General features: G+C 59.8%; 8 protein-coding genes. 6 read left to right on the top strand and 2 right to left on the bottom strand.

Annotation, left to right across the window (positions count from 1 at the left end):
- Positions 1-9: 9 nt before the first annotated feature.
- A complete protein-coding gene (locus ACM64M_RS12030) occupies positions 10-933 on the bottom strand; it encodes a hydroxymethylglutaryl-CoA lyase (RefSeq protein ID WP_416228942.1) in 924 nt (307 codons plus the stop codon).
- A gap of 90 nt (positions 934-1,023) precedes the next feature.
- Positions 1,024-1,686, bottom strand: coding sequence for a GntR family transcriptional regulator (locus tag ACM64M_RS12025; protein ID WP_416228941.1), 663 nt, complete (start codon positions 1,684-1,686; stop codon positions 1,024-1,026).
- Positions 1,687-1,876: 190 nt separating this feature from the next.
- On the opposite strand from ACM64M_RS12025, the gene ACM64M_RS12020 reads away from it, so the two are divergent.
- From ACM64M_RS12020 to ACM64M_RS11995, 6 genes are all read left to right on the top strand, one after another.
- Positions 1,877-2,629, top strand: coding sequence for an aspartate/glutamate racemase family protein (locus ACM64M_RS12020; RefSeq protein ID WP_416228940.1), 753 nt, complete (start codon positions 1,877-1,879; stop codon positions 2,627-2,629).
- Positions 2,629-3,075 (top strand): nuclear transport factor 2 family protein, encoded by a 447-nt coding sequence (locus ACM64M_RS12015; RefSeq protein WP_416228939.1) that lies wholly within the window; start codon positions 2,629-2,631, stop codon positions 3,073-3,075. The genes ACM64M_RS12020 and ACM64M_RS12015 overlap by 1 nt, the downstream gene beginning before the upstream one ends.
- Positions 3,075-3,497, top strand: a complete 423-nt coding sequence (locus tag ACM64M_RS12010) for a nuclear transport factor 2 family protein (protein ID WP_416228938.1) — start codon at positions 3,075-3,077, stop codon at positions 3,495-3,497. Before ACM64M_RS12015 ends, ACM64M_RS12010 begins: the two co-directional genes overlap by 1 nt.
- 48 nt (positions 3,498-3,545) lie before the next feature.
- Positions 3,546-6,074, top strand: coding sequence for a TonB-dependent receptor (locus ACM64M_RS12005; RefSeq protein WP_416228937.1), 2,529 nt, complete (start codon positions 3,546-3,548; stop codon positions 6,072-6,074).
- A gap of 223 nt (positions 6,075-6,297) precedes the next feature.
- On the top strand, positions 6,298-7,635 hold the full coding sequence (locus tag ACM64M_RS12000) for a tetratricopeptide repeat protein (RefSeq protein ID WP_416228936.1): 1,338 nt from the start codon (positions 6,298-6,300) through the stop codon (positions 7,633-7,635).
- A gap of 143 nt (positions 7,636-7,778) precedes the next feature.
- Entirely contained in the window at positions 7,779-13,325 is a 5,547-nt protein-coding gene (locus tag ACM64M_RS11995; protein ID WP_416228935.1) for an autotransporter domain-containing protein, read from the top strand.
- Positions 13,326-13,595 lie beyond the last annotated feature (270 nt).

Here is a 13,595-nt window from a genome sequence, read left to right as displayed (position 1 = left end):
CCTTTTGCTTTATGCTGCGCGGGCGACAGCAGAGGGCAATTCGCGCCCCAGCACATTCGCAAACCACTTGTTCGCCGCGATCGCAGCGTCGAGATCGATGCCCGTATCGACTCCCGAACGCGCCATCATGTAAACGAGGTCTTCGGTCGCGATATTGCCGGTGGCGCGCGGGGCGAACGGACAACCGCCCAAGCCGCCGAGCGAGGCGTCAAAGATGCGCACACCGGCTTTGTAAGCTTCCCATGCATTGGCGATACCGGTGCCGCGCGTGTTGTGGAAATGCGCACGCATCGGGATTTCGCCATCTAGCAATGTGCCAAGCTTGCCGAACAATTCGCCAGTCTCGAAGGGAGTGCCAACTCCGATCGTATCGGCGAGCGCGATTTCTTCCGGGCTTTCGGCTGCCAGTTCCTCGGCAATGGCAAGCGCGGTTTCATGCTTGACCTCGCCTTCAAATGGGCAGCCGAACGCGGCGCTGATGGTCACCTGTGCGCGCAGACCCTCGGCTTTGGCAAAGCGCAACATGGCGCGGGTTTCGGTAAGGCCCTCGGCGATGGTCTGACCCTGATTCTTCTGGCCAAAGGTATCGCTGGCGACGATCACGCAGCCAATCTGATCCACCCCGCGCCCCTTGCCGTCTTTTGCGCCATTCTTACGGGTGGCAAGCGCTCGCATCACTCCGCGTTTGTTGAGTGCGAGGCCGATGTAGGTACAGTCGCTGCGGTCAGGCAGGTCAGCGATCACGCTTTCCGCATCGGCCATCTGCGGCACGCGCTGAGGATGAACGAAGCTGGCCACCTCGATCCGCCGCGCACCATATTGGATCATCCGGTTGATCAGGTCGAGTTTGACCGCAGTAGGGACGGATTCCGGCTCGTTCTGCAAGCCGTCGCGCGGACCAACTTCGACCAGCTCGATGTTTTCGCGCACCATTGTGAATCGTCTTACCTTTGACAGGGCTTGCCCCAAGAAATACCAATTTTGTATACAAATGCAATCGCGCTTTGATGCAATCTAACCCTCTTACGACTCGCTTGCTGACGGAGCGGCACCGACTGTCCGGGCAAAAGTGTGAAAGGCGCGGCGCAGATGGCTGCTCATTACCGCGCGTGCCCAATCAGGGTCACGGGCAGCAAAAGCAGCGATCAATTCATCATGGTCGCGCGCCGATTGTCGCAGATCTTCCATTGAGTAATTGCGCGCAGTGCGCAACACCACCGGGGCCTCCACCAGCTTTGCCAGCAATTGCGCGAGCCGCGGCGAATGGGCGGCGTCGATAATCACATCGTGGAAATTGCGGTTGGCTTCGAGGAACAATGGAACGTCTGGCTGAGCGCGCTCGATCGCACCGCGCAAGGATCGATTGATCGATTCCAACTGGGCGACTTGTTCAGGTGAAAGACGGCGCGCCGCTCGTTCGGCGGCGTGACATTCGAACATTTGGCGCAGTGCGAACATCTCCTCGATGTCGTCCCGGCTCCAGTCGGCCACGAACAGCCGCTTGGATTCGCTGCGCACCAGCAAGCGCTCATCTTCAAGCCGCCTTACCGCCTCGCGCACAGGTGTGCGGCTGACGCCCGCGATCTGGGCCAGCCGGTCTTCGGTGAGTTGATCATTGGGCCGCGCTTCACCGCTCAGCAGATAGGCGCGGATCGCGGCGTAGGCCTGGTCCGAAGCGCGGCTCACGGCGCGATCGTCGTCAGGCAAAGGTGAATTTCCCGGAAAATCATAAGCATCACCTTTATGCCCCCAACTGCCACAAGCAAGGTCTGGCACCGGAAAACCACACAAGCAGAACCGATGCTGGTCGAAATGCAAAAGGACTTGACGACGATGTTTTGTATACAATAATCAGCAAGGGTCAAGCAAGAGGGGTGTGATCGTTTTGAAGCGCATCAAGGTCATCGTACCGATCGCGATGGACGCAGCCGGGGTAGCCAATCGCGCCCAGCAGCTCCCCGCGGAATTCATACGTCCCGGCTTTGCACCCGAATTCGAAGCTGTGCGGTGGGGCGCGGCATTGGGCGATTCCTACCACGACACTCTGTTGATGGATTGGACCGTGTTTCAGGCCGGGATTACCGCAGAAACTGAAGGTTTTTCAGGCGTTTTGATCGACACGGTCAGCGACAGCGGATTGTGGTCACTGCGTTCGGTGCTCACCATTCCGGTTGTCGGCCCGGGGGAGGCAAGTTTTGCCGCTGCGATGATGCTGGGCAAGTCCTTCAGTGTCATCACCATGTGGCCGCAGTGGTTCCCGCTTTACGAAAAAGTGCTGAGCCAGCACGGTTGGGACCACCGCTGCGCTTCGGTTCGATCAATCGACACAAGGCCCGACGTTACCGAACTGCTTGAAGGTAAAGAAGAAATCGTTTTCGCCAAACTCAAGGCCGAGGCCATGCGGGCGATCGAAGAGGACGGCGCAGATGTCATCGTGCTCGGTTCGACGACGATGCATCAATCGGCTGCCTACCTGCAGAGTGAGCTGCCGGTGCCGGTGATTAATCCGGGGCAGGTCGCCTACAAGCAGCTCGAAACGTGGGTCGAATTGGGGCTTACGCACTCCAAGACAGCTTTTCCTGCACCGGAAGTGCCGATGCACGCCCATATTCGCAAAGGTTGGTACTGATGAGCGAAGCGCACGCCAATGTTTGGAGTGAGGGCGGTCCGGGCCAGGTGCCGCTGCCTTACCCAGTTTTTGTCGATATCGTCACCAAACGATATTTCGATGGGGTCGATAACAAACATCTCGACAAGGTGCTCGACTGTTTCACACCTGACGCGGTTTTGACTGAAGTCACCAGCAACACAGTGCATCAGGGCCGCGAGGCGATCCGGGCAATGTTCGTCAAACTGTTCGCCGATTTTGAAGGCATCTGGCACGGCAATTTCGTCCACACTGCCGATCCGGAGACTAACGCAATCTGCAGCCAGTTCACCGTCTTGATCACGCCCAATGGCGGCGACCAATTGCGCTATGAAAACTGCAACCGTTTCTACCTCAAGGACCGGCTGTTTCACCGCGTGTATGTCTATATGTCGAGCGACAATCTGCTGAAGGAAGGGGAGGCCTGATGCAGTATGAACCCGTTTTGACCCGCGATGAATTGATCGATTTTGCGCTGAACAGATATTTTGCGCGGGTCGATGCGAAAGACATGGATGCGGTGCTCGGTTGCTTCCACGACACAGCTTTGTTCTGTGTCCAGACCGCATTTACCCGTCACAGCGGCAAGGCCGAAATCCGCCGCATGTTCGAAGATTTCTTTGGCGCATACGAAACCATCATCCACCGCGATTTCACCTGCACAGTCGATGCTGCCAACGGCCGGATTACTGCCAGTTTCACCGCCGAACTGCACGATGTGGGCGGCAAGGTAACGCTGCTGAACAACACCAATTTCTGGCGTCTGCGCCGCGGTGAAGCGGGCGGCGCTGACGGTCCAAGGTTTCAGGAAGTCTATGTTTACATGAGCGGGGCGAACGTCCTTGTTTGACGATGTTTGACCACCCCGATTGCCTATAGGATTTTAGGAGTGCCCTCGATGAAAATGCGTATCCTTCTTGCTTCCGGTGCGGCTCTTGGCGCCATGGTCGTCGCAACCCCTGCGTTTGCGCAGGATGCCCCTGCCAACCCCGGTCAGGCTGCTGAGGACGATGGCAATACCATTGTTGTCACCGCGCGGCGTCAATCGGAATCGCTTGAGGACGTGCCAGCCTCTGTCACAGTGTTCGGTGCCGAAGCGATTGCCAAGACCGGGGTGCAGCGCGCCGACGATTTCATCCAGCTAACCCCCGGTGTAACAATCGTTACCGGCACGGCAGAGGCAGGCGACACCCAGATCAACATTCGCGGCATTAACGGCGCGCGCGACGCGGAAAGCTCGGTAGCGCTGGTGGTTGATGGAATTCTCAAGACCAACACCGCGCAATTGAACCAGAATCAAGGCACGTTGCGGCAGGTCGAAATCCTCAAGGGTCCGCAGGGCGCGCTGTATGGCCGCAACGCTGCAGCAGGGGCGATTGTCATCCAGACCGTGAAACCCGGCGATACGCTGGAAGGCGGCGTGACCTTGCGCGCGGCGGAGGATCAGACCTATCTCGCTAATGGCTATGTTGCGGTGCCAGTTGGCGAAAGCGCGGGTCTGGTGCTGTCGGGCAGCTATTCGACCACCGATGGATTTTACCGCAACAGTTTCCTGAATTCGAGGACAATTGACGATCAAGAGATTTGGTCGGTCGATGGGCGTTTTGTCGTTGACATCGGTCCTGCGACCGAACTCGACGTGAAGGCCCGCTACTCCGACCTCACTGGCGCATCGATCAACTTCAACGCTGCGTTCCACCTGCCCAATTTCGCCGCTGTTGATCCTGCCTTTTTCGAGGATGTGAACGAACATCCGTTCAATTTCTATCCGAACATCCGGCCGACCAACGATCAGCAATCATTTGAAACCTCGGCCAAGGTCGAACATGATTTCGGCGGGGTTACGCTCACCGCATGGGCGCTTTACAGCGATGTCGATCAGTCACTGACAGCCGACGGCACTTCCGCTGATTTCGCGCGCTTCCTTGATTTCACCGGGACCGCGACGGGCGATCTTGCCGCCGCCAACGCCGCCTGCTTTGCGTCGACTGCGGCGCTGACTGGATTCCCGCTCAATCCGCCGACCTTTATCGGCAACAATCCCATCCCCTTCATCTTCGACCCGGCCAATGGCTCCACCTTTGGTCCTTACAGCCCGACCACCTGCGACGGCACCCAGTTCCAAATCCGCGAACAAAGCGATTTCAGCGCTGAAGTGCGGCTCGCCTCGAATGGCGATGGCGACGTCAACTGGCAGCTTGGTGCCTATTACCTCCACATCGACCGCGAAGTGGGCGTCAGTCTGGGGGCAGACCTTGGCAATGGTGTCACCCGTCAGCTGTATAATGCGCCGGGTTCGGCCAATCCAACGACGCAGCTTTATAATGATGCGTTCAAGACCGATGTCTATGCACTGTTTGCATCGGTCGATGCGACGCTGACTGACCGGTTTTCGGTGGGGCTGGCGGGCCGCTATGACATCGAAGATCGCAGCGTCAGCAGCCTTGTGCCCAATGTCAATGATCCCATCACCGGCGGGCCGATCAATCCTGGTCAGGCATTTGGTCCGATCCCCGATCAATCGCAGACTTTCCGTCAATTCCAGCCCAAGATTTCGCTCCGTTACGAGCTGTCTGACGACGTAAATCTCTACGGAAACTGGGGTATCGGTTTCAAGTCGGGCGGCTTCAACAATCAGGGCTCGGCGGCGATTGTCGATCAGGCGTTCAACCAGTTTATCGGCACCAATGTGCTGATCGAAGACCAGTATCGCAAGGAAGTGTCCAGCGCGTTTGAGGCTGGGATCAAGGGCAATCTGCTCGACAATCGGATTACTTTCGACCTCGCCGGATATTACACCAATATCGAAGACATGCAGTTCTTTGAATTCTTCGTCGGCGGCTTTGGGCTGCTGCGCGTTGTTTCAAACATTGATGAGGTCGAGATTTACGGGGCAGAAATCAACCTGACTGCCGAGATCCTCGACGGCTGGACGGTGTTCGGATCGGCCAACGTCACGGAAAGCGAGATCGAAGCCAACGCTTCGCGGCCTGTGACGGTGGGCAACAAATCGCCCTATACCGCCGATTACACCATCAATCTGGGCACTCAGCTTGACCTGCCTGTTTCAAGCACGATCGATTTCGTGACGCGGGCCGATTACCGGATCACCGGACCGACGTGGTTTCACACGCTTCAGGATGATCCCAACCCCACGCTGTTCAGCGGACTTTTGCCCGGCTCGGCGCTGGCGTTGCCGGCGTTTGTCGGCGATGCCGACTATTCGATTTCGCGCCGCGATTCATTCGGTGTGATGGATCTGCGGGTCGGAGTCGAAGGCGACCGCTGGTCAGTCACGGCCTATGCCGAGAACCTGTTCAATGAGCGCTATTTGAACGAAGTCATCACTGCGGTGGAGTTCGGCGGATCGTTCATTTCGCCCGGCGCACTGCGCCGGTTCGGGGTCGAATTGGGTTACGAATTCTGATTTTCCTGGGCTGAGATTGAAGTTGTGAAAGCCCGCGCACAAACTGCGCGGGCTTTTCGCAGTGCAAGCAAACCTGCCGGCATCAGACAACTGCAGCAAGGCCGCAAAACTTCTGCATGTCCCGACCCTTGGCGCGCACGGCCTATCGGCCTGCCGGAACGCGCTTGACTCGGTTCGGCTCGACCTTCAGCATTTTTGAAAGGGTTCCATTGCGAGTGGTGGCATGCGTCTGGATGGTTGGAAATCAATCGCGGCCCATTTCGGGCGCGACCGGACGACGGTGATCCGTTGGTCGGCGGAGCGCGCCATGCCCGTCCACCGCATACCTGGCGGCGCCAGAGGCAGTGTCTATGCCCTGACAGAAGAACTCGACGCATGGCTTAGTGCGACAGAGACTGATGATTCGGCCGTTTCAGTTGAGGAAGTGCCGAAGCTACAAAAGCGCAGGCCGTGGTCGCGGCTGCTCGATCATTATCATATCGCGCGCCCGTTGGTCGCAATTTTGGTTGCAGCCCTGCTTGGCTTTGCAGTCTATGCTTGGTCCGGTTTCGAGCCTGAAAAGACACCCGCCATAATCCCTGAAAATGCCGAGGCAGCAACGCTGTTTGTTGACGCGCGAGTCGATTGGGCCAACCGCAAACCCGAGACCATCACGCGGTCAATCACAAAGCTAAAGCGCGTGGTCGAGATCGAACCGGATTTCGTACCTGCCTATTCTGCGCTGGCCGATTGCTACCTTTTGGCTCGCGAATTTGGCTCGCTAACTGATGTCGAGGCATTTGGCCGTGCGCAAAGTGCGGTTGATACTGCGCTCAGGATTGATCCCAATCATTATGGCGCACTGCGAGCCCGCGCGTTCATCGCCTATTGGTGGGACGGTGACCGCGCCGCTGCCGCACGGGATTTTCAGCGTTCGCTGGCGATCAACGACCGATCGGCGCAAACGTTGTTCTGGTATGCCAATGCTTTGATCGACAATGGCGATTTTGAAGAGGGATTGCGGCGTTTTGCCGAAGCGAGGTTGCTGGAGGCGGCGTCCCCGGCAATCGCTGCCGATCTAGCCTGGGCACAGTGGTCCGCAGGCGAAACAGCCCGCGCAAAGACTGCTTTGGTCGAACTGCGCAGCGGGAATCCCACCCTCGCAACGGTGCCTGACTATCTCGGGGTGATTGCCATTGCCGAAGGGGACATGGTGAAATTTGTTGCAGAAATGGAAACCCTGGCGCGGTTGCGGCGTGAAAGCGGGCTGGTTGATGATGCGAGCGCTTTGCGCAAGGCGCTTGAAGCTGGCCCGGCTACCGTTTCCCGGATGCTGGTGCAACAGGGCGAGGACGAAGTTCTGGATGGGCGCCGCAAGACGCTGGTCTGGCCTGCTTTCGTTGCATCGGCGGCGGGCGACCGCGCCGCGCTTGTCCGACTACTCAATCGAGCCGAGGCGCGCAACGAGGTTTGGGGTTCCGCTGGTCTACGCCGTGATATTGCGGCGCGCTGGAAAAATGACAGAGAAGTCGCCGACTTGCTCAACCGGCGCGGCGGCGCATCAATGATAATCGGGGTCTAGCGCAGCGCCGCAAGGCAATCCGCCGGATGCAGAACAAAATGCAATCATTTTCAGCGGGATGCGACAAGTTGCGACACGTTGCATCGCGGTGATCGGGGTTAGGATCGTGGGCATTACCCCAAAGATCCAGAGGAATCCCCGAGATGACGAAATCGCAGACACTGAAGTCCTCGCCGGTCCGGTTTGCTTCTCTGCTGCTTGCAGGGACAGCGCTTGCAGCCCTCTCGCAGCCCGCGCAGGCGCAGGAAGTGTGGGATGGCAGCGAAAGCAGCGACTGGGGCGAAGACGGTAATTGGAGCACCGGTATCCTCCCGCCGTTCAACGCCTCCGTGTCGATCAACAACGGCACGGTGACGACCCAGCCGGTGATCGCCGCCGGGGATGTCTTCAATGCGCGCGTTGTGAATGTAGGTGCGCCTGACGGCACCGCGCCAGTGCTGACGGTGAACGGCGTGCTGGGGCTTGGTGACGGGCCAAATGGCGGCTCGCTCAACATCGCGAGCGCGGCGAGCGATCTGACCGGCACAGTGGTGATCAGCGGCGCGGACGCACGGATCGGCCCCTCGGCAGGGGCCACCGCAGGGGTGAGCGTCCGGGTCGGCACCACCCTCGGCAGCAACGGAACCTTGCGGATCGAGGATGGCGGCACGGGCAGTTTCCTGTCAGTCCAGATCGCCAACGGCCTGCCATCGGCGGCGGGCGTCGGTCTGGTCGAGGTGATCGGAGCCGGCTCGCTGCTGGAGATCACCAGCGGGGCCGCGGGCCTCAGCATTGGCAACATCAATGAAGGCGGCGGGGTCGGCACTGTGCGGGTTCTTGATGGTGCGGCATTCACCACGCCGGGCGGGGTCGGCTCTGTCGTGGGGCCGGGCAGCAGCATCCTTGTCAGCGGTGCCGACGCGGCGGGCAATGGCTCGCGCTTCATCGTGCCCACCCAATTGCAGGTGCGCGGCGGCAATTTCACGGTGGAGGACGGCGGTGAGGCGCAGGTTACCGGCTTGCTGATCGAAGGCGATGCCGCGTTGCGAGTGCTGGACGGCGGCACGCTCAGCAGCGTGGGCGGCGCGATCGGTTCTCGTTCCTTTCTGGAATCAGACGCCACGGCGATCATTAGCGGGGCGGGTTCACGCTGGACCTCGACCTCAACCAACGGAGTGCTGGCGATTGGCAACTCGGCCGACGGGGTGGGCACGCTCGAAGTGCTCAATGGCGGTGAGGTCGATTTCAACTCGACCCTGACCCTTGCCTCTGGCAGCAGCTTGAGGGTGGCGGGCACCGATACAGCGGGCGTGAACGCGCGGTTCTCGGTCGAGGCCGCAACCACTCTCGAAGGTGAGATTTTGATCGAAGATGGCGGCATCGCCAGCTTCCGGTCGCTTGGCCTCAACAATCCCGCAGGTCTGACCGTAACCGCTGGCGGCCTCGCGGTGGTCGAAACCACATCGACCTTCAGCGTCGCCCAGCAGGCCCAAGTGCGCATTTCGGGCGCCGGCGCGGAAATGCGCAGCACCGGCGGGCTCAGCCTGCTCAACGGCAGCGCGGGCCAGCCGAGCGCCGATTTCATCATCGAGGATGGCGCGCGGCTGGAACTGAACGGCACGGTGGGCGCGGGCGTGACCTTCGGCAGCGGAAACAGCGAACGGCGCAATCTGATCGTGCGCGATGGCAGCGAGCTTGAAATCATCAATCCGGGATTTGGCTTCCTCGGCAATAATGGCGGATTGATCATCGAGAACGGCAGCCGGGTGATCACGCAAGGCAGCTGGGATGTAAAAGGGACCTCAGAGCTGACCATCACGGGCGGCAGCCGACTGGAACTGAACGGGGCGCAAAACCCCACCTTCTCGCCCGAGACCGACATCCTGCTCTCAGGCGAGGGCAGCGCGCTCGACATTGCCGCCAACATCAGCCTTGGTGGTGGAAATCCGGGCGGCGGAACTGTGGTGATCACCGATGGCGCGACCTTGCGCGCGCGCGGGCCCAGCGACAATGGCCTCGGCTTCAACGGCGTACTGCGCACGGTCGAGATCACCAATGGCGGAAGCTGGATCATGACCGGCGGGCCGAACGCGGGCTTGCAGATCGAGACGACCGATCTTCTGGTCGATGGGGGCACGTTGTCGGCGGAGGGAGTTATCTCCATCGGGCTGCGTTTTACTGGCACCAATCTGACCCTGATCGACAGTGATTTTTCAGCACGACAACTGACGATGAACATGGTGGCCGGCAACACCGTCAATATCGGTGGCACGCGCACCAGCGCAGCAGGCGCTGCGGGGCTGTTCGATGTCGATCTGGTGGCGCTTGGCGCCGGAAATCTGCTGGTGCTCAACCATTCCGAGCAGGCTTTCGATATCGATGCGCAATTCGCTGGACCAGCCGGCGCTCGGATCGAACATCTGGCGGGCGACACGACTTTTTCGGGGACGGGCAACAACAGCACCTATGGCGGTGAACTCGCCATCAGGGGCGGAAGTGTGCGGGTGAACGGAACGCTGGGAGGCATTGGCATGCAGACCAATGTCAGCGGCGGCGCGCGGCTGAGCGGCACGGGCACCATCGGCGGCACCGTGACAATCGCCGACGCCACCATCGCGGCGGGCAATTCGCCCGGCACGCTGGCGATCAATGGCGATCTATTGCTGAGCGCTGCGTCGATTCTCGAATTTGAGCTCGGCGATCCGGCCGGGATCGCGGGGGTAGACAGCGATCTCATCACCGTCACCGGTGATCTGACGCTCGACGGCAACCTGAACATCATCGACGCAGGTGTGTTCGGCGCAGGGCTTTACCGCCTGATCAGCTTTGGCGGGGATATCACCGATAACACTTTGGAGTTCGGCAGCATCCCCGGCGGCTTTTCGATCAGCGACCTGTCGATTCAGATCACCAGCAGCAATGACGGCGATGTCAATCTGGTATTCTCTGCGCCAGCAAACCCGCTCAATTTTTGGGATGGAGCAAATGTCACCGCCAATGGAACGGTCGATGGCGGGACCGGCACCTGGACAGTGATCGGCACCAATTGGACCGCGGAGACAGGCACTCCCAACAGCTTTTACGACCCTGCGCAAATGCTGATCTTCATGGGCACAGGCGGGATCGTGACGTTGGATGACAGCGCTGGAGCCATCATCTCCCAAGGCGGGCTGCAATTTGCGGTCGATGGTTACACGCTAACTGGCAGCGATTTGGTGCTCGATGCCAACCGCGGCGTCATCCGTGTTGGCGATGGTACCAGCGCCGGGGCAGATTTCACCGCCACCATTGCGTCGGCCATCACCGGCGATCAGGCACTGGAGAAGACCGATTTGGGCACGCTTCGATTGACCGGAGCCAACAGCTATTCGGGCGGCACGATCATCACGCATGGCACGCTTTCGGGCGATACGGCCAGCCTTCAAGGAGCTATCGCCAACAATGGCACCCTGTTGTTTGATCAGAGCGCGGCGGGGACATTTGCCGGAATCATTTCAGGGACAGGCAGTCTTGCCAAGCAGGGTGCAGGGCGGCTGGCGCTGACCGGCGCAAACAGCTATTCCGGCGGCACGATTGTTTCGGACGGAACACTGGCTGGGAACGCAATCAGTCTGCAGGGTGACATCGTCGCCAACGCCACCTTGGAATTCGCCCAATCGGTTGCCGGAACCTTCGCCGGGGACATTTCGGGGACCGGTGCGCTCATAAAGACTGGGAATGGCACGCTGACCCTTACCGGGGCCAACAGCTACAGCGGCGGCACCAGCGTCAATGCGGGCGGATTGCGCGGTTCCAGCACCAGCCTACAGGGCGAGATCTCCCTGACATCAGCCGAGTTGTTGTTTGATCAGGATCTTGCCGGGACCTACTCCGGCCGGGTCTCGGGAAGCGGCGCGCTGACCAAAACCGGAACCGGCGCGCTTACATTGACCGGAGCCAGCGATTTTGGCGGCAGTATCATTGTCGAGGAAGGCGAAATCATCGCTGGACTGGCAAACCTTCCGACGACCGCTTCGCTAACAATCGAGGACATTGCGACGCTGCGATTGGTGCAGGATGCCGATGCAGTCTTTGCCCAGGCGATTGATGGTGGAGGGCGCTTCATAAAGGAAGGCAGCGCGGTATTGACGCTGACCGCAATGTCTCCGGGCGAGTTTGGCTTCACGGGCATCACAGACCTGAACGCCGGTTCGCTGGTTCTGAATGGCGATGCGCTGGGCGGCGAAGTCAATGCCGCTTTGGGAACGCAGCTTAGTGGAACCGGATCAACCGGTACAGTCAACCTTGCATCCGGCGCGACCATCGCGGCGGGCAATTCGATCGGAACGCTGACCACCACCGGCGTCAGTTTTGCCAGCGGCTCACGCTATATTGTGGAGTTGAACGATGGCGGCACTGTGACAGGGGTGAACAACGATCTGATCGCGTCGGGAGGCACCGTCACCATTGATGGGGGGACGGTGACGGTGCGCCCGGCAAATGGCACTGACAATGGCAGCACCTATGCCGCCGGGTCGATCTATACCATAATCTCCGCAACCGGATCGGGCAGCGTCACCGGCGCGTTTGACGGGGTGGAGGATGATTTTGCTTTCCTCGACTTCACGCTATCCTATGACCCTGCGAATGTGTTTCTGACGTCGCAGCTGGTGGTTTCCAGCTTCTGCGTTGCCGGATTGACCAGCAATCAATGTTCGACTGGAGAAGGGGCATTTTCGCTGGGCGGTGGCATCGTGTTCGATGCGCTGTTGCAATTGTCCGCCGCCGAAGTGCCTCAGGCGCTGGACCAACTGTCGGGTGAAGTTCACGCCTCGCTTGGCACCGCGTTTGTCGAAGACAGCCGTTTTCCACGCGAAGCGGCGCTTGTCAGGCTATCAACTGTCGCTGCGGGGGCGGGGGCGTGGGTCAAAGGTTTCGGTTCATGGGGCAACTGGGACGCGGACGGCAATACCGCCAGGCTCGACCGCGACATTGTCGGCGCGTTCTTTGGCGCGGACGCAGCGCTTGGCGAAAGCGCCAGGATCGGGGTGTTTGGCGGATACAGCCACAGCGATTTTGATATCGAAGATCGCAGTTCCAGCGCCTCTGCCGATAGCTACCATCTGGGCGTCTATGGTGGCGGGCGCTGGGCCGGTTTCGGTCTCAGCCTTGGCGGGGCAATCGCATGGCATGATGCGTCCACCGCAAGGGCAGTGGCATTCTCGGGATTTAGCGACTCCGCGCAGAGCCGGTATGATGGTCGGACCAGTCAGCTATTTGGCGAAGTCTCCTACCGCCTGGGAGATGAAAGTGACCATATCGAACCCTTCGCCAACTTTGCGCTGGTGGATTATGAAGGAGATGCGTTGATCGAGACAGGAGGTCCGGCGGCGCTATTGGTCGATGAACGCGGCGGCGACAACACTTTCACAACCCTGGGCCTTCGCGCACAAGGCGGAACTGGGACATCAGCAAATGGCCTGACGTTGCGGGGCTCAGTCGGCTGGCGCCGTGCATTTGGTGATCGCGCAGTCCAGTCGGTGCACAGTCTGACAGGAGGCGACAAATTCACCGTCGCCGGTGTCGCGGTTGCCCGCAATGCTGCGGCAATTGAAGCGGGCCTTGACTGGGCCGTGTCCGAACGGGCGGCAATTGGTTTTGACTATACGGGAATGTTGGGCTCAACGGTCAGCGACCACGGCGTGCAGGCTAGGCTGAGCGTCCGCTTTTGAGCCGTCAAGCGCGGACCCCTTCGATGACGGTTGCATTTTGATCAGTCTCAAGAGCGAAGTAGCGATGCTGTCGGCCTAATCGCGACTTGCAATTGTTCAGCGCGAGTAGATCGGAATGGCGTTGCACGCACCTTCCAACTCGCCGTCTTTCAGACGTTCACTGTGTAAGGTGGTTTGATGCCGCGCCAACGCAGTTTGAACCGCCCCGGGATTGCCGGAGGCCATTTGGTTTAAGTTATGCTGCCATGGCGGTATCGTCCAGCATGGCGT

The organism is Qipengyuania sp. ASV99, from assembly GCF_047872805.1.
Taxonomy (GTDB): Bacteria; Pseudomonadota; Alphaproteobacteria; order Sphingomonadales; family Sphingomonadaceae; genus Erythrobacter.
This window is presented reverse-complemented; position numbering and strand designations above follow the sequence as displayed.